Genomic DNA, 22,840 nt, shown 5'->3' with positions numbered 1-22,840 from the left:
GGTTAACAACTTTTCGTGCCGCTAAGGCTTGGCGCTTTGCTTAGACAATAGCATTCGCCAAGTATTTTGCTGTTGGTACCCTCATTATTGAGGGCACCAAAACTCGCTTTCAACCACACATCATTCTCCGGTCCACAAAGGTGGTGCAGCAGCGCTAGGTTGATTTGGTGGCTGATCATGTTGGCGTTTCGTTTTTGGCGCTCTTTTTTCAAGCCTCGCAGTAATAACCCCGTGCATGATTTCCCTATTTGCTCCGGCGAACTGGGCAGGCAAAAGGCGCGATTTTGCTGTTTGGGGTGCAAGGTAGCGCGCTTTCCTGTTTTAGATAAAGGCGTGATGCACCAAAAAATACAGGCGTTGGCCAGTGTGTTTGCTGGTAATGTTCTTGGTTGAATCGTGTCATCCCCATATACCGGTAACAAATGTGCCGGTAACAGAACTAACCCGCCTTGCGCATGCCCATCAACCTCAGGTAAAGGTAGCCAATACAGGTTTGGCCATTGCTCGGGGTACTGCCATTTTTCTAAGATCGTTTTTGCACCAATGCTGTTTAGCCATTGGTGAATGGGGCAGCCAGGATGCGCTTGTTTAACGCGTGGTAACTGAAAGGTCAGCCAGCGGGTTAAGCGTTCGGCTGCATTATCGCACTGGCTTAATGCAGGGTAGAGGGTAAACGCGCCATGCCCAACCAGTAAATCGACTACCTGCTGTATCCATTCTCTATCCCAATCGTTACCACTTGCCCATAACACGTCACTTATCACCTTGTTGGTTCGTCATGCCGTCTATTTTCAGTCGTCGGGTGCAGACGCGGTGGTGAATTAGATGAAAGAAATGGCCATCAAACTAACCAGTCAAAACGGTTTTTCCTGATGGCCTGTGTGCGGCTAACTGTTTGATATACATAGTCCAATACGGCGCTGTTTGGCGGCATTTGGCTAGTGCAAAAAAATCGAGACGCCAAACGATCGTTTGCATTCTGGGTTTAAAAAATCAAACGGTTTGCACTTTGGGTTCGAGGTTGGTTTAGGGTGCTAAAAATGCCAAACCTTACTTTTCGCCAGTACCGGCAAGGCTTAGCAGCGTTGGATTTCAATCGAGAAGCCAAACAGTAAATGGGTTAATTTCCCTGTTTGGCGTTTCGATCCAAAAGCCAAACGGATAGTGGTTTTGGCGTATGGGGGTAAAGGCATGGGGAAGTGTGTTTGCGAACACGCGAATGATTGCCCTGCAAAACCAATCGACAAAAACGCCATCTTGGTTTATATTTTTAAAATTATTTTAGTTTTTATAAACCAGAGGTCTGTATGATTGGAGAGCGCATAAAACGAGCCCGTGCAGCCGCTGGCCTGTCGATGCAGGCCTTAGGTAAGCAAGTTGGTATTAGTGCCAACATGGTTAAAAAATACGAGCACGACCAGAGTATGCCTTCGTCGGGAGTTTTACTTAAATTGGCGACGGCGTTGTCGGTTCGTACTGAATACTTCTTTCGCCCAGCACAGGTGACTTTGGGTGAGGTGGAGTATCGTAAAAAAGCCTCAGCTTCAGCTAAGTTGCTAAAGAAGATTGAGTCCGATGTGGTTGACCAGGCTGAGCGCTGGTTAGCACTTAAAAATGTATGGCCAAACTTCCCGATAGCGAGTTTTAACTACCACCCCGATGTTCCTGTTGTAAGCACTTTAGACGCAGTAGAACAGGTTGCCACCAAAGTCCGTACTGATTGGCAGTTGGGTATGAATCCATTACCAGACTTAATCGACTTGCTTGAGTCTAAAGGTATTCTGGTGATTGTCAGTAACGTACCCCAAGCCGATAAATTTGATGGGTTACAAGCCAAAATATCAGGGCAGCCAATTGTTGTTGTGTCTTCTCATTGGCCTGGTTGCCGCCAGCGGTTCACATTGGCGCATGAACTTGGCCACCTTGTTTTACATGGCATACTAGATGAATCCATTGACGAAGAGATGGCCTGCAACCGCTTTGCTTCTGCGTTTTTATTGCCCGAAGTGGGCCTTTTTCAGCATCTAGGAGAGCGACGTTCGAACGTAGACCCCAAAGAGCTATATTTCCTGAAACACGAATATGGCTTAAGCATGGCAGCTTGTTTGTATCGCAGTGCCGACCTTGGTGTGATCACCGAAGAGAAAAAACGCCAAATATTTATACAGTTCTCAAAAAACGGTTGGCGCAAGCAAGAGCCTGGGAATCCTTATCCACAAGAACAGACATTATTGTTTGAGCAGTTGGTTTATCGTGCATTGGCAGAGGGAATTGTTAGTGAATCGAAAGCCGCTGAGCTGTTACAGATGTCAGTGATGGCATTGCATAAGCAGCGTCAAATGTTGGCTGAGGCGGTGTAAATGTATTTGTTGGTCAGTGATGCCAATATTCTCATTGATCTCGAAGAAGGCCAATTATTAGAAGTCTTTTTCAATTTGCCTTACCAGTTCAAAGTGCCAGATGTGTTATTCCACGAAGAGTTAAGCGATCAACATGGCTATTTACTCAAGTTAGGCTTGTTGTTGGGTGAGTTAAGCCCTGAGTCTATGATGTACTCATTTGAACTGAGGCAAAAGTATGCTGGCCCTAGCATGAACGATTGCTTTGCGCTTGCACTGGCGAAACAAGAACAGTGTCCATTGCTAACTGGGGATATGGCACTTAGAAAAGCAGCGGAAAAAGAAGCGATATTAGTTCAAGGTACGCTATGGGTTGTCGAGCAGCTCGTCACCCATGGTGTATTATCAGTTGAAGAAGCTCAAGCTGCCTACGATAAAATGGCAAAAGCAGGTCGTCGCTTACCTTGGGCGCTTGCAAAACAGCGTTTAACCCAATTATAAACTTTGGATAGCCCCAATTGCCCCATTCCTTGGGGCGGTTCAAATTCCTCTTATTCACCCTATAAAGCTTGGCATATCTGGTGTTGCCCCATTGTCCCATCTGCTCACAGTAAGTGAGCGCGCGCGTTACGGTTTATCTATAATTGTATATCAAGAAGTGATTAGTGATACATAATAGCTAATCATTCTTGTGTTCGTGGGATTGCGGTGATATGTTTTTGTATATAATTATTCATAATTGATTCATTAAGGCGTATCAAAATGAGCTATGTAACAGAGCAGATACTAGAAAGTCTTCGAGAAGCTCGGGTACGCAAGGGGTTTAGCCAGAGAGAGCTAAGCGCGCGTTCGGGGGTGCCGCAAAGTCATATTTCGAAAATCGAGTCTGGCGGCGTTGATTTAAGAATATCCAGTTTAATTGCACTTGCCCGTGTACTCGACCTAGAGCTATTGGTTGCGCCTAAAAAGTCAGTTCCTGCCATCAAGTCGATCATTCGAAGCAGCCAAGGTATTAACGGTATCAGCGATGAAGCTGAGCAGATGTCACCGGCATATCAGTTAGGGGAAGACGACGATGACTAATCATGTTTCTACGCTCAACGTGTTGCTCTATGGCGAACCCATCGCAACGATCACCAACGTGGGCAATGACAGAACGCTTTTTGCCTTTATGGATTCGTACATTCATGATGAATCACGGCCCGTGTTAGGGCTGGGTTTTAAAGATGCACTGGGTGGCTTACTGACTAATTTTAAACCGACCCAAACCAAGTTAACTCCGTTTTTCTCTAACCTTTTGCCAGAAGAAACCATGCGTCATTACCTGGCAGAGCGTGCCGGAGTGAATCCAGCGCGGGAGTTTTTTCTATTGTGGGTGTTAGGACAAGATTTAGCAGGTGCGATCACGGTTGAACCTGCTGATGGCGAAGCGCTACCGCCTAATGTGCATCAAGACATTGACGAAGAAACGAAAATAGATGTTCCAATGCGTTTTTCATTAGCGGGTGTACAGTTGAAGTTTTCAGCCGTACAACAGGCAAACGGTGGTTTGACCATTCCAGCAACCGGTCAAGGTGGCTCTTGGATTGTGAAATTGCCGTCGTCTCGCTTTGAAGCTGTGCCAGAAAATGAATATTCGATGATGGAACTGGCTCGAATGCTGGGAATGGACGTGCCAGAAACGCAGTTACTCCCGATTAACCAGATTGCTAATATCCCAGATGGTATTGGTAAATTTGGTGATGCTTTTAAAAATGCTCAGGCGTTTGTGATCAAGCGCTTTGATCGTGCAGGTGAGCAAGCCGTACATATTGAAGATTTTGCGCAAGTGTTTGGCGTCTATCCTCAAGATAAGTACAAAAAAGCCAGTATGCGCAATATTGCTCAGGTTATCGGCATCGAAGGGCAAGACGAGGACATCGCAGAATTTACCCGTCGATTGGTGTTCAATACCCTAATTGGCAATGCCGATATGCATTTGAAGAACTGGTCTGTGATTTACAAAGACAAGCGCACCGCATCGATAGCACCCGCTTATGACTTTGTTTCGACCATTCCCTATATCCCCGATGATAGTGCGTCGTTAAAGGTTAGCCGTAGCAAGAAATTCAGTGATTTCACGCTGGATGAGTTATCACACTTAGCCGCTAAAGCCATGTTGCCAGAAAAATTGGTGTTAGATACCGCCAAGCAAACCGTGGCAGGCTTTCATGAAATCTGGGCGAAAGAAAAAGCGCATTTACCGCTTACCAAGTCGATGATTGAAGCCATAGATACGCACTTGCGAAGCATACCGTTACGCTAACATGAGAACCGACGTGTACAAAAATGCAGAGGCGTCGGCCATAGTGGCTTGAAAGCTGTGTTTGAGAAGTCTGTTTGGTGGCTTATTTTGTTAATCCAAGCCCCGATTGCCCCATTCCTTGGGGCGGTTTAAATTCCTCTTATTCACCTTCTAAAGCTTGCGGTATCAAGTGTTGCCCCATTGTCCCAACTGCCCACAGTAAGTGAGCAAATGGGGGCTTGCTAATTTCGCCTGATTGGCTTTTTTGGCATACGGCTGCGTTTGCCATCGAAGAACGCCAATACTCTGAACCAATAGAGCGATTCTTCATAACTTAGACTGTACGTTGGGCGTGCAGGCGGGATAATCCCCAGTTTACGTCCTAGGCTGACAATCACGTAGAACGTGAGTTTTAACGTCAGCCAAGGAGCGAGTACCACGAATACCATCAGGCAATGCCGGGTAAGTGCGTAGCCTATGCCATGAGGCTGTTCGAGTAGGGCAATGCCAATACACCAACCAAGGCCTGCCAGCATGGCTATTGGAAAGGTAATGGGGGCGAGTCGCATCATCAGTTGCATGTTAACGTCCTCCTGTGTTGTGCTGTGAAGCGGGCTCAAAGTTCACCAGTGGTTCAACCACATCAGCCACGGTTTGATGGGCAATACGGCGCTCTTCAAAGTAATCGTGTCGGTCGTAGATGCCCTCAACGCCTTTTAGCTTATGATTAAGACAGCGTTCGGCCACGTTGCCTGCAATGCCTAAAGACGCAGCAAGGCTGCGAAAGGTGCGGCGCAAATCGTGTACGGTGAAGTGTTCAAGTTTGCCCATTTTATTGGGTGGCTGTTTTTTGCGCCCAGGCTCGCGACCAAACAGCTTAGAAATGGCACGGTTCAGTGTATCTGGTCCCATATGCGGACGATGGCTTGCTCGTCTGGCTGGGAAAACATAAGGCGAGCCACAAGCGCGGATTTGCAACTCGTTAAACCAAGCAATGGCTTGGCGCGGTAAGGGGATGCTGATCGGCACGCCGGTTTTGCTGCGTTCTTTGGGTAGATCCCACACGCCCGTGGTTAAATCCATTTCACGCCACATGGCTTCACACAATTCGCTTTTGCGCACGCCCAACACCAAAAACAGGCAGCAAGCGAGGTAGTTGTCGCGGCCAAAGCTATTGATATGGGTATGAAACACGCTAAAAGCGTAGTGAATTTCCTCTTTGCTGAGCATCCTGTCTTTACTGGACTCTACGCCACCGGCATCGTCCACGGTAAATGCTGCGGCTGGGTTGTTCAGGGTTAAGTCGAGCTTTATCGCATGTCGAAACAGCTGCTTCATGTACATCAAGGTATCGTTGGCGATGGTAGGGCGGTTACTTTCTCGAATGCGCTCTAATACTTCGCGCACGTCACGTGCAGTCACCTCAGCAATACACTTAATGCCAATGACAGGGCTTATGTCTTTGGTGTAAACCCGATACGGGATCTTGGGATGCTTTAGTCGTCGACTCAGATCGGTTCGATACCAGTCATGGAACAGTTGATCCACGGTTTCAATGTCAGGTAACTCGATTTTCTGTTTTTCCAGAAGAGGATCTATGCCGTCACGTACTTCCTTTCGAAAATAAGCGGCGGCAATTCGAGCGTCTGCCAACGACATTAAAGGAAATTGCCCCAAGGTTGCTTCTCGTCTTCCTTTGGCTGTGGTGTAGCGGATCATCCAATAAGGCGAGCCCTGTTTGCGGACGCAAAAGTAGAGGCCTTCACCGTCTGAATATTTTTTGGGGTCGGCTTTGCTGTAAGCAATAACCTGTTTTGCTGTGAGTTTTCCCATGTTTACTCCATAGTTGCTGAAATAATGGAGGGGGCAATAATGGCTGCCCACCACCGATTTGCTTATTGAATCAGCAGCTAACCTGTTGTGGTGGCGAGTTAAATGCGAAAATTGGGCAACTTACTGCTCACCAATTTGCTCACCGCAAAACGCTTATTGAGCCAAAATGAGGGGGCTGCCCACCATTCTGCCCACCACTAAACAGGTAGTTGGTAACGGACATCTGCAAACCGATTTGGACGGTGGAAATAAAAAAGCCCTGTATTTACAAGCAAATAACAGGGCTTTTAAGACATTCTTGGACGGGTTAAAAAACTATTCGATGTTTTGGATCTGTTCTCGCATTTGCTCAATCAAGACTTTCAATTCCACGGCGCTTTGCGTTGTTTCTACCACAATAGACTTAGACGATAGGGTGTTGGCTTCGCGGTTAAGCTCTTGCATTAAAAAGTCTAAACGGCGGCCGATGGGGCCTTTTTGTTGTAGCTGACGGCGGACTTCTTTGGTGTGGGTGGCGAGGCGATCCAGTTCTTCGGCGACGTCGGCTTTTTGTGCCAGTAGGACGATTTCGGCTTCGACGCGCATTGGGTCTAGGTCGACTTTAGCGGCGTCGAGTTTGTCGAGTAGGTTTTGTTTTTGTGCGGCGATGATTTCTGGCAGTTTGGCTTGTACTTCTACGACGATGGCATCGATGGCGTCTAAGCGCTGTTCGATGATGTCTTTGAGCTGTGCCCCTTCGCGTAGGCGAACTTGGATCAGTTCGTCGACCGATTTGTTAAAGAGTTCCACTACGGCTTTTTTCATCAGGTCAAAGTCACTACCTTCGTCGCTGAGGATGCCTGGCCATTTCAGGAGATCAAGCGGGTTGGCTGGATCAAGGTCTTTAAACCACGTGCCGAGGGTGTCGATGGCGTTTGCCAAGGCTTGGGCGTTGCTTGGGTTAATGGTTAAGTTGGTGGCGGCTTTGTCGACGCCTTGGAAGCGCAGTTGGCACTCCAATTTGCCGCGATTCAATTTTTTACGCAGCACATCACGAAACGCAAACTCTAGCTCGCGGAAGTTTTCTGGTAGACGGAAGCTGGGTTCTAGGTAGCGTTGATTCACTGAGCGAACTTCCCAGCTGATGGTGCCCCAATCGTATACGGCTTCTTGGCGTGAGAAGGCGGTCATGCTTGCTGTCATGTTAAGTACCTACATAAAAAATAAATAGAGAGACCCGTGCACGATTACTGTGCTTGCCAATACTTTGTTAAAAAAGGTCTCAGAGAAGAACAAAGGCGACATTGTAGCCTAACGAGGCGGGGTTCGACAGGTTTGCTAAATGTCATGTTTTCCTATCGCTGGGGGCGCAATTTTGTGCGGGTTGGTTATAATTGCGGCTTTATGGTTAATCGATAGAGAGAGCAAGTATGCGTCCAAGCGGTAGAGCAGTAGATCAATTACGTCCCCTTAAAATCACTCGTAATTTTACTAAGCACGCGGAAGGTTCCGTTTTAATTGAGTGTGGCGATACTAAGGTTATTTGTACTGCGACTGTTGTTTCTGGCGTGCCTCGTTTCTTAAAAGGTAAGGGCCAAGGTTGGATCACAGCGGAATACGGTATGTTGCCTCGTTCTACGGGCAATCGAATGGATCGTGAAGCGGCTCGTGGTAAACAAGGCGGCCGTACGGTTGAGATTCAGCGTTTGATTGGTCGTTCGTTGCGTGCGGCAGTGGATCTTAAAAAGCTAGGCGAAAATACCATCACCATTGACTGTGATGTGATTCAAGCTGATGGCGGTACGCGTACCGCGTCGATTACGGGCGGCTTTGTTGCCTTGGCAGACGCGATGCGTGTCTTGGTTGAGAACAAAAAAGTCAAAGAGAATCCAATCGTGTCGCAAATTGCTGCGATTTCGGTGGGCGTTTACAAAGGCGTTCCAGTATTGGATTTGGATTACCCTGAAGATTCCAATGCCGAAACGGACATGAATGTCATTATGAATGACAAAGGTGGTTTCATCGAAATTCAAGGCACGGCCGAAGGCGAGGCGTTTAGCGATGAGCACATGATGGGGATGTTGGCTGTGGCGCGTAAAGGCATTGCGGAAATTATTGAAGCGCAGCGCGCTGCATTGTTTAATAAATAAACAATCCAATACGAATCTATGTTGTATAAAAATCTGGCTACGGCTGGATTTTTTTTGGTTTGTGGTTAAAATTTGGTCAGTTTATTGCAGATGACTCCAGTGTGTTTGGGCGTGCTGTTTACTCGAAGTGTTTAATTACGGATAGGGTTTAATGATAACTGTGCGTCGTGCGTTGTTTGCTGGTGTTTTGCTGCCTGTGTGTGCGTCTGGGACGATGGCGCACGCAGAAGAAATTGTGTTGCATACGATACATTTGCCACCTCACATTATTGATTCCAATGTACTGCCTGCCCCAGCGAGCTTTGGGGACGTGGGTGATGTGTACGGCTTTGACGTGGATGTCTTACGGGCCGCTTACGCAACGCAGGGTGTGACAGTGCGCATTGAACTCACGCCCTGGAAGCGCATTATGCGTGATGTTGAGGCCGGTTTGGTGCTGGGGGCGGTGTCTTGTCGGCAATTACCAGTTCGTGACAAGTTTGCGCTGTTTTCTGATCATCTGAGTGATTCTGCGAATGCCTTCGTGACGCGTCGAGGGCATTTGGATGGCCAAAGCCCAACACTGGCTTTATTGCATAAATACAATGTCGCCGCGGTGAATGGCTGGGCACAGTCGGATATTTTGAATGGGGCTAAGCTGCCATATTCTTTGGTGTCTGGGTTGGATCAGGGTATCAATGTGGTGTTGCGGCGCAATCAAGATATTTTCATGACGGAACGTGACAGCGCCATTTTTGCGTCGAAGCGCATGGGCGTGTTTGATCAGCTTAGCTTCTACGATGTTGAAGGCGTAGGGCGAGATCATTATGACGTGTGTTTTAGCAAGGCTTTTCCTGATGCAGAAAAGTGGCGCGATATTTTAAACAAAGGGCTCGATGTGTTGGATAAGAGCGGACAACGAGACGCCATTTTTCAGCGATATGGATTTTCATCGGGACATTGAGACCTAAACAAGTGAGGGATTATGTTAGCACTGCGCAAGCGACTTTCTTATAAACAGGCCAAATGGGCTTTGTTGTTATTGCTGTTGCTCAGTCTGTTGATGAGTGTTTTTCAGATCGTAGCGGATTGGCATGAAGAAAAGCAAACCATTCAAAAGCAGGTGTTGTCGACACTGCAGATTGTCAAAGACTCTGCCACTGAAGCCGCGTATTCGTTGGACGAAGATCTGGCTAAAAAAGTTCTAACAGGACTCATGAAGTCGAACAATTTTCATACGGCCAGATTGGACGATGACTTAGGGAACGAGTTAGCAAGCGCGTTTCAGCCGTTGCCCGCGGTTTTCTTGCGAGGGTTATCCAGTCAGCTTTTTAGTGACCTGCCGTCGAATTTTACCTTGCCGCTGTATCGCGACGCTCATTTTCAAGTAGGCATGTTAACGGTCACCATCGACAGGGTAGCGCTGGCAAATGGCTTTCTTCGTCGTAATATTCGCTTACTCCTGACCTCGCTATTTTCGGCATTGTTGCTGGGGGCGGCTATGTTGATGCTGTTTTATGTGCAGACGTCTCGGCCACTTTCTCGTTTGATTGAGCAATTGAGTATTTTGGAAAATGTCGATAAAGCCCCAACGCAAGTGCAGCTGAACCTGACTTCGCGCGACGATGAATTGGGTATTTTGGCTCGCACCATTACGGCGCTTTGGCACAAACGCAGAAAAGTAGAAACCGAGCTGGCTAAAAGCGAGGCGTATTTTAAAGCGGTGTTGCATCAATCCAGCGAGTGTATGTTACTGACCAATCTCAAAGGCCAAATCTTGGACAGCAACAGTGAAACATGTCGCCTGTTGGGCTACGACAATCGCACCTTGTTGACGTTATCCATTCAAGCCATCGACCCCGAGCAAACCCCCAGTTTGTTGAAAGAGTGGGCGGATTATTCTCAGGGTGAGGCAAAAGTCTTTGAAGCACAATACCACCGCAGCAATGGCGAGGCTTTTCCCGTTGAAGTGTGCGGCAACATCATTCGATTGGATCATGAGCTGTTTTTCTTGGCGTCTTTTCGTGATATTACGCAGCGTAAAAAAGACCAAGAACAGGTGCGTGTGTTGGCGTATTACGATGCGCTGACAGGACTGCCGAATCGACGCTACCTCAACCAGAATATGGGGCAAGTCATCAAAGAGGCACGCAATAATGGTCATATTGGTGGTTTGTTGTTTATTGATTTGGATCGGTTTAAAAATGTAAATGATTCCATGGGACACCATGTTGGTGATGCCTTGTTGATTGAAGCCGCGAAACGCATTGTCGCTTGCTTGTCGGCTTCTGACGTGGCGGTGCGTATTGGTGGCGATGAATTTGTTTTGCTGATTCCTTCTTTTGGAAACACGTCTGAGGAAGCTCGGGGGCGAGCAACAACGCTGGTAGAAACATTACTGGCGCAGCTTTGTCAGGTCTATCATTTAGAAAAAACCGATCTGTTTATCTCGGCCAGTATTGGCATTAGCTTGTTTCCTTTGGATGGTGTGAACGACGTTCAAGTCTTGCGCCAAGCGGACACGGCGATGTATGAAGCGAAAGAAAGTGGCCGCAACGGGTATCGTTTCTACCGACAAGAAATGCAGCAACAAGTCACAGAACGCGCCTTGCTGGAAAAAGCACTCCACAGCGCAGTGAGTAACGATGAGCTGTATTTGGTGTATCAGCCTCAGGTGAATGAAAATGGCTTGCTGATTGGCTTTGAAGTCTTGTTGCGTTGGAGCAATGACGAGCTGGGTTTGGTTCCGCCCGATCGCTTTATCCCGATTGCTGAGGAAATGGGCATGATCGAGGAAATAGGGTATTGGGTCATGGACACGGCATGTCGGCAGTTAACCGTTTGGCAAGAAAAAGGTTTGCCGTTGTCTTTTAGAGGCATTGCGATCAACATCAGCCCGTATCAATTCGCCAAAGACAGCTTTGTCGATACGGTGAAAGAGGTGATTGATAACACGCACGTTGACCCGAGCTTGTTGGACTTTGAAATCACCGAAGGCATGCTGGTGGAGAACATCGCTTCAGTGGCTGAAAAAATGTGGTTGTTAAAAGAACAACAAGTGCGTTTTTCGATCGATGATTTTGGAACGGGGTATTCATCGTTACGCTATCTTCAACATTTTCCCATTGATCAGCTCAAAATAGACCAGTCCTTTGTGCGTGATCTATCAAGCGATCCCAACAGCCATGTCATTATTAACACCATTGTTTCCATGGCAGCCCACATGAATTTGTCGGTATTGGCGGAAGGGGTTGAAAGTTATGCAGAAAAAGGCATTTTGGAAGCCATTGGCTGCGCGCGCTTTCAGGGATATTACTTTTCGAAACCGGTAAAAAGCGACCTCGCGACACAATATTTAAGCCACAGCACACTTTTCCCTATGGCGCCTCACAAGGTCTAGTACCATCGTTTGGCGCTAAATGTCAGTCATTGTGCGCGTTTTTGCGCCTTACAAGCCTGTTTGACTCTGCGATTATTTATTCACAATAACAATAAGGAGAAGCAAGGTGAATAGACTGATTGGGGCGGGTGTTTGTGCTGGCATTATGTTGTCGATGACACTGAGTACGGGGGCGAATGCATCCAGCAATACGTTGGCTGGAAAGTGGCGGTTGCAAGATGCGAGCAGCACACAAGCTACGTTAGATGAAGCCGTCGAGAATGTGGCGCAAGAGATGAATTTTTTTATCCGTGCCTTGGCGCGACCTGTGTTGAAAAAACAAACGCAGATTTGTCAGCAATGGTCATTAGGGTGGCAAGCGGAGCAGTTTCAATGGCAATGCGATGATGCCATAGCCGATGTTATTCCAACCAGTGCCAACGGAGAGGTGATTAAAAAAGACGATGAAGGGATTGAGATTTCTGGCACGTATCAGTCTATGAGCGATGGTGTGGTTGTGGTGCTCACCTCAGAACGAGGTAAGCGGACCAATACATGGAAGCAAATTAGTGAAAACGAATTGCAGTTCACCGTGAAGTTAGAGTCCGAAAAACTACCAACGCCGTTAACCTGGTCGCTAACCTATAAAAAGCCGTAAGCCTTCCATTTGGTTTGTAGTCAAAAAAGCCCCAGTAGAAATCTACTGGGGCTTTTTTTATTTGCTGATTAGGAAACAGCGATTAACGTTTTACCGCACCCGTTGGTGCGAATTTAGCGCCATCTAACGGGTAGTTGTTTTGGATGTATTCCACTAACACATCGGCATCCACATAGCCTGAGTTGACGTAGTTTGGATGATCGACAATTTTAGGGTAGCCATCACCGCCGGACGCTGTGTAGTTATTCATCGCAATGCGGTAGGTTTTACCCGCTTCTAATGCCTTGCCATTCACCATGATGTTCGTGGCTTTATCGTCTTTCAGCGTCAGAGACACACCACTGAACTGAGCAAATGCGCCAGTACCGGCTTGTTTTGCCGCCGCCACAGAAAGGTAGTCCGTTAGCTCAGCGGCAGTGAAGTCCACGTAAGACACCATGTTACCGAATGGCTGTACTTTCAAGACGCTCTTATACGTCACGACGCCTTTTTCTAGATTGTCACGGATACCACCGGAGTTCATTACACCGATGTCTGCATTGACTTTGTTTTTCATTGCCAATGAAATCAGGTTACCTAGGTTGGTTTCTTGATTACGAACAACGCTGCGATCGCCAATAAAGTCCGTGTTTGAAAAACCGATTTCTACGTTCAGTTCAGTCTGACCTTTTTCTTGGAATGGCGTTAGCATTGCAAGCATGGTGGGGTCTTGAGCAATTTCTTCTTCAATGAAGACGCGTTCAGATTTGCCGTCTGCATTGGTGATTTTTTTCTTCAAGTTCACTGGAATCAGTTTGTACTCAGACCAAACAATCGCGCCGTTTTTGTACACAAAGTCTAGACGGCCAACGTATTTGCCCCATTCATGCGCTTGAAGAATCAATGTGCCGTTTTGCTCATCCGGTTGGAAAAGAGGGTTTTGCGAGTGGCCACCGACAATCACATCAATACCCGGAACGGTGCGTGCTAGTGTCACATCGCCCGGCGCGTTCCCACCGTAATTGCCATCTTGATAATGGCCCATGTGCGTCACGGCCACAACAAGGTCGGCTTTCTTGCGTAATTCAGGAATCAAGGTTTTCGCCACCGTAATGGGCGACTCAATTTTGATGCCTTCTAGGAACTCTGGATTACCCAGTTTCGCTGTGTCGTCTGTGGTGAAGCCAACCACTGCGATTTTAAGGTCATCCACTTGGAATATTTTGTACGCGTCAAACAATGGCTTGCCGGTTTTCGCATCCAAGATGTTCGCAGAAAGGAATGGAAAACCTGCCCAATCTTGTTGTTTTTGCAATACATCAAGCGGGTTGTCGAACTCATGGTTACCCAATGCCATCGCATCGTATTTCAGCATGTTCATACCGCGAAAATCAGGCTCTGCGTCTTGCAGGTCCGACTCTGGCACGCCCGTGTTGATGTCGCCGCCAGACAGCAGTAGTGAATTACCGTTGTCCAATGCGACTTCTTCACGAATGTTATCGATCAGAGTTTTACGCGCGGCCATGCCGTATTCGCCATTGTTGTTTTGCCAGAAACGACCGTGGTGGTCATTGGTGTGCAAAATAGTGACTCGGTATTCTTTGTCTTCTTGCCAATCGGGCTTTTGTGGCCCCATCATGGAACAAGCCGTCACTGAAAGAGCGACGCCCGTTACGGCAAGATTGGTGATTAAACGCGTTGTAAATTTCATGGTTCCTTTCCTTACATGATATTAGTCAGCAGTTCTTTGATTATGGATAACCAAATCTCACTATGGAGTGATTTGTTTGATTACGGTTCTCAAAATGTATCTTATATTTATGACAAGTTCGAGAGACGGTGTAACAATTTTGACCATTTGTGCAAAATCATGCGATTTTGAGATAAAAAAAAGCCTGTGATGGAGAAAGTCTCCGTCACAGGCTTGCTTACAAAAGCCAAAACGTTATGAAAAAAACGGTTTAGACATCAAGGCGTTTGCCCGATTCCTGATCAAAAACAACAGCCTTAGAAGTATCAAACATCATTTTGATGATAGACCCTGGCTCGGCTGGGTACATTGGGTTAGAACGACAGTTGATTTCGGCGTCGTTAACACGCGTCAAAATCATGGTATCGGCACCCATGGGTTCTGTTACTTCTACTTCTACATCCGTTGTGGTCACAAAAGGTTGCCCTTCTTTGTGCGGTTGAGGCTCGGTGATCATTTCTGGACGCAAGCCCAGTAGAACGGTTTTGCCTACGTAGTTTTTTAGCGACTCTGGTTTAGGGAATGGCAAAGCAACGGTGGTGCTGGTGGCCAGTTCCAACATTGGCGCGCCATCTTGCTCAACCACTTTCGCAGGAATGAAGTTCATCGCTGGAGAGCCCATGAAGCCCGCCACGAACAAGTTTGCTGGGTTGTCGTAAATTTCTTGTGGTGTTCCAAGCTGCTGAACTTGGCCATCTTTCATGACCGCAATGCGGTCTGCGAGTGTCATGGCTTCGATCTGATCATGGGTTACATAAACGATGGTCGTGCCTAATTTTTTGTGCAGCTTTTTAATCTCTGTACGCATCTCTACACGCAATTTAGCGTCTAGGTTAGACAGCGGCTCATCAAACAAGTAAAGCTGAGGGCGACGCGCTAATGCTCGACCCATGGCAACACGTTGACGCTGACCACCAGATAATTGTGCTGGCTTGCGATCTAACAAATGGTTGATTTGCAGCAATTCTGCAACGCGTTGTACTTCTACATCACGTTCTTCTTTCGGCACTTTGCGCATTTCCAAACCAAACGAAATGTTTTGCGCTACGCTCATGTTTGGGTACAAGGCATAAGACTGGAACACCATCGCGATATCGCGGTCTTTTGGACTGGTGTAAGTTACGTCATTGTCCGCGATCAAAATGCGACCTTCGGTCACGTCTTCAAGACCCGCAATCGAGTTCATCAGTGTGGATTTACCACAGCCAGACGGACCCACCAAAATCAGGAATTCACCCGCTTTGATGGAAATATTAATGCCTTTTAAAATTTCTGTGTTGCCGTAGCGTTTTTTAACATTATCAATGACTAGGTTTGCCATGTTATTACTCCAAATTTTGTCTAATCACCCGTGCGGTGTTGTGTAAAGGCACGAGTGCTATTGTTCTTTAGACCGCCGAAACGGTTGTTTAAACGCGCTTTTAGCCTTTTACAGCACCAGCGGTTAAGCCACGGACGAAGTATTTTCCGGCGAACACATAAACCGCCAAAGTAGGTAGGGCAGCGATAATGGCAGCGGCCATATCGACGTTGTATTCCTTACCACCAAAGCTGGTGTTAACCAAGTTGTTCAAGGCAACCGTGACTGGCTGTGTATCAAAACCAGAAAAAGCCACACCAAATAAGAAGTCATTCCAAATTTGCGTAAATTGCCAAATGATCGTTACGACGATAATCGGCGTCGATACAGGCAAAATAATGCGGTAGAAAATAGTGAAGAAGCCTGCACCGTCTAGACGTGCCGCTTTCACCAATTCACCTGGAATCGACTGGTAAAAGTTACGGAAGAACAAGGTCGTAAAAGCCACACCGTAGACCACGTGAACGAACACTAAGCCTGTTGTGGTATTGGCAATGCCCAACCAGCCCAAAGTGCGCGCCATTGGCAACAAGATCACTTGGAAAGGAATGAAACAGCCGACCAACAAAGCAGCAAAGAACAAATCGCTACCACGGAATTTCCATAGGGAAATAACATAGCCGTTGATGGCACCAAGTAATGTAGAAATTGCAACGGCAGGCAATACGATTTGAAACGAGTTCATAAAGTAAGGTGAAATACCGCCACAGCTGCTGCCTGTACACGCGTCCGACCATGCTTTTATCCAAGAGTCGAATTGCAATGCAGAAGGCAAAGACAACAAGGTGCCTGTGCGAATTTCTTCTACGTCTTTTAAAGACGTCAACAACATAACGATAAAGGGCATTAAGTAAAACGCCGCCGCCACGATCAAAACCGTATACAAAGCAATGCGTAATACTTTATCCAAACCAGAGGTTTTACGACCCACAGTGTTATTACTCATGGCGTTCACCTCGTAATTCTGAGTACAAATAAGGAACCAAAATCGCTAGTACGCAACCCAACATCACCATGGCAGACGCAGAACCTAAGCCAATTTGGCTACGAGTAAAGGTGTGGGCATACATGAAGTTGGCTGGTAAATCAGAAGAGTAGCCAGGGCCACCGTTTGTCAACGCCGCCACAAGGTCAAAACTCTTAATCGCGATGTGAGACAAAATCACCAAGGCGCTGAAGAAAACAGGTTTCAGTGATGGCAAAATGATGCGACGGTACGTTGTAAAGGTGCTGGCACCATCCAAATGCGCTGCTTTGATCAAGTCGCCATCGACACCGCGTAGACCGGCCAAGAACAAGGCCATAACGAAACCTGACGCCTGCCATACCGCAGCGATGACCAAACAGTAAACCACCATGTCAGGGTTGATCAGCCAATCGAATTTGAAATTAACAAAACCAAAGTCGACCATCATTTTTTCAAGGCCGTTTGTTGGGTTAAGCAACCATTTCCAAGCGGTACCCGTTACGATGAAAGAGATCGCCATTGGGTAAAGATAAATAGTACGAATGGCGCCTTCTGCGCGAATCTTTTGATCCAAGAAAATGGCTAATACAACGCCAAGGAACAAACAGATAATAATAAACAGACCACCAAAAATACCAAGGTTGGTCAGGGCAACGATCCAGCGATCGTTGTTAAATAGACGCTCGTACTGTTCAAAGCCGACAAAGTTGTAAGACGGCAACATACGAGAATTGGTGAAAGACAATACGGCAGTCCAAATCATGTAGCCGTAAATACACACCAAGGTCACAATGACCGTTGGCGCCATAACGATTTTCGGCATCCAATCGGCCAAGCTTAGGCGTGCAGGACGTCCTGACTGAGTCTGTCCTGACCCAGAATTGGCGGCGTTAGTGTTCATATTTGATGCTTCACTATAGAAGAGAGTGCGACAAAACGGCGGTGCTTGTGACGTTTATTGGCAGTCTCTGAGAAATTTTAAGAGGAGGCTGGCCAGAAGACCAGCCTCGTATGCTTGTTAGCAAACTGGGTTTGCAAACGTGATCTTACATGCTTGCTTTTACTGCACGAGCTAGCTTGTCTACGGCTTCTTTAGATGTCATTTTGTCATCGTTGAAGAAGTTCGTGACTACGTCATAAATAGCGCCCTGAACCATAGAGTTCACAGCCATGCCGTGAGCCATACTTGGCACTAGATTGCCCGTCGTTGAGCTTGCTAGGAACGCGTCCATAGAAGACTGTGCACAAGCGTCAAACTTGTCACGAGACATGTTTAGACGAGTCGGGATAGAACCTTTGTTCAAGTTAAATGTTTCTTGGAACTTAGGTTCAAGAATCAAACGAGCAAGGTCTTTTTGAGCTGCTTGTTTTTCTTTGCCGTCTACTTTAAACATCGCTAGAGAGTCGATGTTGAACGTGAAAGAACCGCTTGTGCCTGGTGCTGGGTAACAAACGTAATCTACGCCTGCTTTTTTGCCCGCTGCAGTAAACTCGCCTTTCGCCCAGTCACCCATGATTTGCATTGCTGCATCACCATTGATAACCATAGACGTTGCGATGTTCCAATCACGGCCAGAGAAACCTGGGTCAACGAATTCACGCATTTGCTTGAATGTATCGAACACGTCGATCATGTCTTGGCTACGCAATGTTTTGTCAGACAAACCGATGAACGCGCTGTTGTAGAACTTAGAGCCTTTAGACAACGCAATGGCTTCGAATAACGTAGCGTCTTGCCAAGCTTGACCACCGTGTGCAAGTGGTGTGAAGCCAGCGGCTTTGATTTTTTTCGCTTCAACGATGAACTGATCCCATGTTGTTGGGATAGACGCGCCAGACTTACGGAATACTTCTGGGTTTGCCCACATCCAGTTTACACGGTGAACGTTCACTGGAGCCGCCACGTAATGGCCATCGTATTTCATAACATTGCTAACGACTTGAGGAAGAATGACATCCCAATCGCCTGCTTTTGCCACATCATCAAGATTTGTTAGGAAACCAAGATCGCCCCATTCTTGAATAGTTGGGCCTTTGATTTGAGCAGCGGAAGGAGGATTGCCAGCAATGGCGCGAGATTTCAGAACGGTCATAGCAGATTCACCACCGCCACCAGCGACTGCGAAGTCTTTCCAAGTGTGGCCAGCGTCTACCATTTCTTCTTTAAGTACATTGATCGCAGCGGCTTCGCCACCTGATGTCCACCAATGCAAAACTTCTACTTCACCAGCCTGGGCGGTAGCAGCGGCTAGAGAAAGTGCAACTGTGGTTAAACCGAAAGCAATTTTTTTCATGATAGTAACCTTTGTTATTGTTATGTCGTCTAATCAAATACAAACATGTTTTGATATGGCGTTTTTGTATCGACGGCGCTGACTGTCTGATGTCAGCCAAAACGCACGTTCGAGTTACTGAATTTAGCAAAGGATCTGACAAGGGAGGGTAAAATAGAGCAACCTAATGTAACAAAGTCTTGCAAGGTTGCCGTTCTGAGTCGAATTTATTGCTCTGTTCTTCCATGAAATTTGCACAAAAATGTAAATAAATCAGTGTCTTGGTAGCCAAAGTTTGGCTTCGAGACCTTGTTGTATACCTTGCTGCATATGGTTACTTAATGTCACCTCGCCACCATGTGCTCGCGCAATATTGCGCGCGATACTAAGCCCCAACCCCATACCTCCAGGGTGGCCGGAATGGTCTGGGGTAAGACGAGTGTAGGGTTGAAATACCTTGTCCATTTTATCGATGGGGATGCCTGGACCTTGGTCACAGATGCGAATACAGACGTCGTCTTCGTCATCTTCAATGTACACGGTGGCCGTTTTTCCATAGTACAAGGCGTTGTCGACTAAGTTGCCAAGACAGCGTTTAATCGCCAGCGGTTTGCCGATGAAAGGGTGGTTTAACTCCCCAACCACGGTGAGTTTAACGTCGTGTAAATTGGCGGTTGTTTGCATATCCCGCAACATTCTAGATATGTTCACTTCGATACGATTTTCGTGAATATCGGTTTCTTTTACGCTTTGCAGTGCGCCTTTTACCAACATGTCTAGGTCTTCTAAATCCCGAATCATCGCGTCGCGGATGTCGTCTTCATCGAGCATTTCGGCACGCAATCGCAAACGGGTTATCGGGGTTTTGAGGTCGTGTGAAATTGACGCGAACAGTCGCTCTCGGTCATTGAGATAGCGTTGAATGCGGCGTTGCATGTCATTGAATGCTTTGGCGGTATTACGTACTTCTACGCTGCCGACTTCTTTGATGGGTTTCCAATCACCCTGACCAAAACGTTCTGCGGCGCGTGCCAAGGTGGCTAAAGGCCGGGTAACACGGCGCAAAATCACTATGCTCAGCAACAACACGGTAATGACCGACATTGCCATGGAAAAGAGGCGATCACCGGTAAGCGCAGAATTGCCGTCCAGAAAATAAGGGTCTGGCATAAGGCTTGCTAAATACAACCAATCTTTGTCGTTGATGGGAATCTGGATCACGATGATGGGCGGCGTTAACGGTTTGACTAATAAGCTGTGATGCCCCCAACGCTCCGGTAAGTCTACTAGCCGAGTGTGGTTGTTGATGACATGCAGGTCGTCTGGGTTGGAAAACGCAATATTGGCGTTATGAATACCCAGTTGTTTGATCAGCGTGGATTGCACTTCGTTTTTAACGATGTCTTTGAGAGGCGAATCTGGGATGTTGTTGATGTTAATTTCTTCTTTGTTTAGCGTCACAAAGAAGCGTGTGCCCCCCATGTCTTGTAATTGATCAATGACGATGTGTCGATAATTGGTTGGGAGGGAGGTGAAATAACTGACCGTTGCCGCGATTCGAAACGCCATGTGTTTTGACACTTCACGAACGTTTTCTTCGGTGTCCGATTCCAATTGGCGCAGCCAAATGGTTGAACTGACGAATTGCGCGCTGGCCACACCCAGCGCCATGATGATCAGAATTTGCCCGGTCAGAGACTGAGACCAGCGCTTGATGCGCGAGCTTTTGCTCTGAGCCGTGTTACTGGACATCGCTAATGACTTCGACATTGGCGGTTAGGATGTAACCTTGGCCGCGAATGGTTTTGATTAATTGCGGTTGACGGGCGTCTTCATGCAAGCGTTGGCGCAAGCGGCTGACATGCACGTCAATAAAACGGTCAAGCGGAGCGCTGTCGCGCCCCCGCGTGTTTTCTGCGATGAGTTCCCGCGAGAGTACGGCACCAGGGTGCGTTAAAAACAACATGAGCAAATTGTAATCGGCCCCTGATAAGGACTCTTTGTCGTCACCGAAGTGCAACTCTCTGGACAAGGTATCGAGAGTAAATTGTGCGAAGCGGTAAAAACGATGCGTAACTGGCGACATTTCGACAACCTCGCTGTGTTCCATACGTCGTAAAATCGCCTTGATTCGAGCTAGCAATTCTCGTGGATTAAAAGGCTTCGCAAGGTAATCATCGGCGCCAATTTCTAAGCCAATAATGCGGTCCATTTCATCGGAGTTCGCCGTGAGCATAATCACTGGAACTTGAGAATGGGCGCGCAAGGAACGACATACTGAGAAGCCGTCTTGGCCGGGCAGCATGATGTCTAAAATGACCAAATCAATGTCTGAGTGATTTTTTACATCGGCTAAGAAGGCTTCGCCAGAATCGGCCGTCAGCACGGTGAATTGATGCTTTTCTAAGTAAGTTTTGAGCAGGGTGCGAATCTCGTCGTCATCGTCTACAACATAGATACATTTTGCGTGGGTCATTCTCTTACTCAGTGGCAGGTTAATGTCTGATTTCGGTTAAAACGAGGGTCTACAAGCCTTGAGTCTAGCAAGAAAGTCAGATCGAACCAACGTTGATAGGTGCTTGCGGCGCATCGTCAATTAAATAAATTAAATTGATTTAAAGTTTTTCCCCCTGCATAATTTTTCATCTACCCTTATTTTTTTCGAGTATTCAAAAGAGAACACAATAATGACAACAAAAGTGATGGCGTTCGGTGAAGCCTTAATCGATTTTCTTTCCAATGGAGCAACCAAAGCAGGAGAGCTTGAATCCTTTACAAAATTTCCTGGTGGCGCGCCGGCGAATGTCGCGGTTGCGGTTGCTCGCTTAGGCGGAAACAGTCACTTTGTTGGGCAAGTCGGTGAGGACGCATTCGGCCACTTTTTGAAGGATTCACTAGACAGCTACGGTGTGAACACGGGTGCTATGTTGATGACCAAAGAAGCCAAAACCGCATTGGCGTTTGTGAGCTTAGATCACACTGGCGAGCGTAGTTTTGAGTTTTATCGCAGCCCTTCCGCGGATATTTTGTTCCGTGAAAGTGATTTTGATGCGACCTGGTTCGCTGGCAGCCAAGGTGTGTTTCACACGTGTTCCAATACACTGACCGACGCAGACATCACGAAAGCGACGTTGGCGGGTGTGAGCATGGCGCGTGCAGCGAACTGGATTGTGAGTATTGATGTGAATTTGCGCATGAACCTTTGGCCTAATGGTCAAGTGGACACCAAACGCGTGATTGATTGGATGCAAAGTGGTGATGTGGTGAAAGCCAGCTTAGAAGAATTGGCCGTGTTGGCGGAAGACCCATTCGTCTTGATCCAAGAATCACTGGCTGCGGGCGTAACCTTGTTCGTTTTAACGGACGGTGGCAACCCGATTCGCTTTTACACACAGGCCCATGGTGAAAACCAGGTTGTGACGCCAAAAGTTGAGGTAAAAGACACGACTGCCGCGGGCGATGCGTTTGTGGGTGGTTTGCTTTATAAGCTGGCGGAGCAGGGGGGAGATCGTGCTGCGTTAACGACACTGTCTCAGTCTCAGCTGGTGGACGTGGTGCGATTTGCCGCGGCTTGTGGTGCAGATTCTGTAACCAAATTAGGCGCTTACCCTTCTTTGCCTTCGCTGGCTGAGGCAGAAGCGCAATTGGGTCGGTTTTAAATTCTATATCGCGTTAATGGCCGATTGGTTAAACGGTTAAGAGACGGTTAAAAAAGAACTCTCTCGTGATGAAGCGTGGCATGGCCACGCTTTTTTTATGTCCGTAATTAGGTGAGTAAATAAGCAAAAAACGAGGATAAAAACAGCACAGAGTCACCGCATTTTGATCATTAACCTGCTGAAATCTCATAAAAAAACCGATATCGTTCGTTTTTTATACAGCGTATTGAGAATGGATTAAATTCGCGTTT

20 protein-coding genes are annotated in these 22,840 nt (G+C 47.2%); 9 read left to right on the top strand and 11 right to left on the bottom strand.

The genetic code is table 11. The annotated features are described in order from the left end of the window. Window positions 1–2 precede the first annotated feature (2 nt). On the bottom strand, window positions 3–752 hold the full coding sequence (locus AABA11_RS16090; protein ID WP_338269448.1) for a hypothetical protein: 750 nt from the start codon (window positions 750–752) through the stop codon (window positions 3–5). Between the two features lie 555 nt (window positions 753–1,307). On the opposite strand from AABA11_RS16090, the gene AABA11_RS16085 reads away from it, so the two are divergent. From AABA11_RS16085 to AABA11_RS16070, 4 genes are all read left to right on the top strand, one after another. Beyond that, a complete protein-coding gene (locus AABA11_RS16085; RefSeq protein WP_338269447.1) occupies window positions 1,308–2,360 on the top strand; it encodes a helix-turn-helix domain-containing protein in 1,053 nt (350 codons plus the stop codon). After that, entirely contained in the window at window positions 2,361–2,840 is a 480-nt protein-coding gene (locus AABA11_RS16080) for a PIN domain-containing protein (RefSeq protein ID WP_338269446.1), read from the top strand. A gap of 261 nt (window positions 2,841–3,101) precedes the next feature. Further along, window positions 3,102–3,422 (top strand): helix-turn-helix domain-containing protein, encoded by a 321-nt coding sequence (locus AABA11_RS16075; protein ID WP_092593979.1) that lies wholly within the window; start codon window positions 3,102–3,104, stop codon window positions 3,420–3,422. Beyond that, window positions 3,415–4,644, top strand: coding sequence for a type II toxin-antitoxin system HipA family toxin (locus tag AABA11_RS16070; RefSeq protein ID WP_338269442.1), 1,230 nt, complete (start codon window positions 3,415–3,417; stop codon window positions 4,642–4,644). Before AABA11_RS16075 ends, AABA11_RS16070 begins: the two co-directional genes overlap by 8 nt. 221 nt (window positions 4,645–4,865) lie before the next feature. Here the strand turns inward: AABA11_RS16070 and AABA11_RS16065 are convergent, their stop codons facing one another. From AABA11_RS16065 to AABA11_RS16055, 3 genes are all read right to left on the bottom strand, one after another. After that, complete coding sequence (locus AABA11_RS16065) at window positions 4,866–5,204, bottom strand: hypothetical protein (protein WP_338269440.1); 339 nt, start codon at window positions 5,202–5,204, stop codon at window positions 4,866–4,868. Between the two features lies 1 nt (window position 5,205). Continuing rightward, window positions 5,206–6,456 carry a tyrosine-type recombinase/integrase gene (locus AABA11_RS16060; RefSeq protein ID WP_338269438.1) on the bottom strand — a complete coding sequence of 417 codons (1,251 nt, stop codon included), beginning with the start codon at window positions 6,454–6,456 and terminating at the stop codon, window positions 5,206–5,208. A gap of 315 nt (window positions 6,457–6,771) precedes the next feature. Next, window positions 6,772–7,638, bottom strand: coding sequence for a YicC/YloC family endoribonuclease (locus AABA11_RS16055; protein ID WP_338269435.1), 867 nt, complete (start codon window positions 7,636–7,638; stop codon window positions 6,772–6,774). Between the two features lie 227 nt (window positions 7,639–7,865). On the opposite strand from AABA11_RS16055, the gene rph reads away from it, so the two are divergent. The 4 genes from rph (at window position 7,866) to AABA11_RS16035 (ending at window position 12,601) form a co-directional block, all read left to right on the top strand. Further along, entirely contained in the window at window positions 7,866–8,585 is a 720-nt protein-coding gene (gene rph / locus AABA11_RS16050) for a ribonuclease PH (RefSeq protein WP_265727487.1), read from the top strand. Window positions 8,586–8,736: 151 nt separating this feature from the next. Beyond that, complete coding sequence (locus AABA11_RS16045) at window positions 8,737–9,528, top strand: substrate-binding periplasmic protein (RefSeq protein WP_338269432.1); 792 nt, start codon at window positions 8,737–8,739, stop codon at window positions 9,526–9,528. A gap of 21 nt (window positions 9,529–9,549) precedes the next feature. Continuing rightward, window positions 9,550–11,964 carry a putative bifunctional diguanylate cyclase/phosphodiesterase gene (locus AABA11_RS16040; RefSeq protein ID WP_265727489.1) on the top strand — a complete coding sequence of 805 codons (2,415 nt, stop codon included), beginning with the start codon at window positions 9,550–9,552 and terminating at the stop codon, window positions 11,962–11,964. Window positions 11,965–12,070: 106 nt separating this feature from the next. Then, window positions 12,071–12,601 (top strand): hypothetical protein, encoded by a 531-nt coding sequence (locus AABA11_RS16035; protein ID WP_338269430.1) that lies wholly within the window; start codon window positions 12,071–12,073, stop codon window positions 12,599–12,601. 82 nt (window positions 12,602–12,683) lie between these two features. On the opposite strand, the gene ushA is transcribed toward AABA11_RS16035, so the two are convergent. The 7 genes from ushA to AABA11_RS16000 all read right to left on the bottom strand — a co-directional run bounded on the left by ushA (window position 12,684) and on the right by AABA11_RS16000 (window position 21,406). After that, window positions 12,684–14,291: a bifunctional UDP-sugar hydrolase/5'-nucleotidase UshA gene (ushA, locus tag AABA11_RS16030; RefSeq protein WP_338269428.1), complete on the bottom strand. Its 1,608-nt coding sequence runs from the start codon at window positions 14,289–14,291 to the stop codon at window positions 12,684–12,686. Window positions 14,292–14,541: 250 nt separating this feature from the next. Next, a complete protein-coding gene (locus AABA11_RS16025; RefSeq protein WP_338269426.1) occupies window positions 14,542–15,651 on the bottom strand; it encodes an ABC transporter ATP-binding protein in 1,110 nt (369 codons plus the stop codon). A 100-nt stretch (window positions 15,652–15,751) separates the two neighbouring features. Continuing rightward, a complete protein-coding gene (locus AABA11_RS16020; protein ID WP_338269425.1) occupies window positions 15,752–16,636 on the bottom strand; it encodes a carbohydrate ABC transporter permease in 885 nt (294 codons plus the stop codon). Continuing rightward, window positions 16,629–17,558, bottom strand: a complete 930-nt coding sequence (locus AABA11_RS16015; RefSeq protein ID WP_338269424.1) for a carbohydrate ABC transporter permease — start codon at window positions 17,556–17,558, stop codon at window positions 16,629–16,631. The genes AABA11_RS16020 and AABA11_RS16015 overlap by 8 nt, the downstream gene beginning before the upstream one ends. 145 nt (window positions 17,559–17,703) lie before the next feature. Continuing rightward, window positions 17,704–18,951 (bottom strand): ABC transporter substrate-binding protein, encoded by a 1,248-nt coding sequence (locus AABA11_RS16010; RefSeq protein ID WP_338269422.1) that lies wholly within the window; start codon window positions 18,949–18,951, stop codon window positions 17,704–17,706. 252 nt (window positions 18,952–19,203) lie between these two features. After that, window positions 19,204–20,682 (bottom strand): ATP-binding protein, encoded by a 1,479-nt coding sequence (locus tag AABA11_RS16005; protein WP_338269420.1) that lies wholly within the window; start codon window positions 20,680–20,682, stop codon window positions 19,204–19,206. Further along, complete coding sequence (locus AABA11_RS16000; protein WP_265728177.1) at window positions 20,672–21,406, bottom strand: response regulator; 735 nt, start codon at window positions 21,404–21,406, stop codon at window positions 20,672–20,674. Before AABA11_RS16000 ends, AABA11_RS16005 begins: the two co-directional genes overlap by 11 nt. 211 nt (window positions 21,407–21,617) lie before the next feature. On the opposite strand from AABA11_RS16000, the gene AABA11_RS15995 reads away from it, so the two are divergent. Next, window positions 21,618–22,589 (top strand): carbohydrate kinase family protein, encoded by a 972-nt coding sequence (locus AABA11_RS15995; RefSeq protein WP_338269418.1) that lies wholly within the window; start codon window positions 21,618–21,620, stop codon window positions 22,587–22,589. The last annotated feature ends 251 nt before the right edge of the window (window positions 22,590–22,840 follow it).

Source organism: Marinomonas pontica (genome assembly GCF_036322735.1).
Lineage (GTDB): Bacteria > Pseudomonadota > Gammaproteobacteria > Pseudomonadales > Marinomonadaceae > Marinomonas > Marinomonas pontica.
The sequence above is the reverse complement of the archived record's forward strand: the minus strand, read 5'-3'. Positions and strand labels throughout refer to the sequence as shown.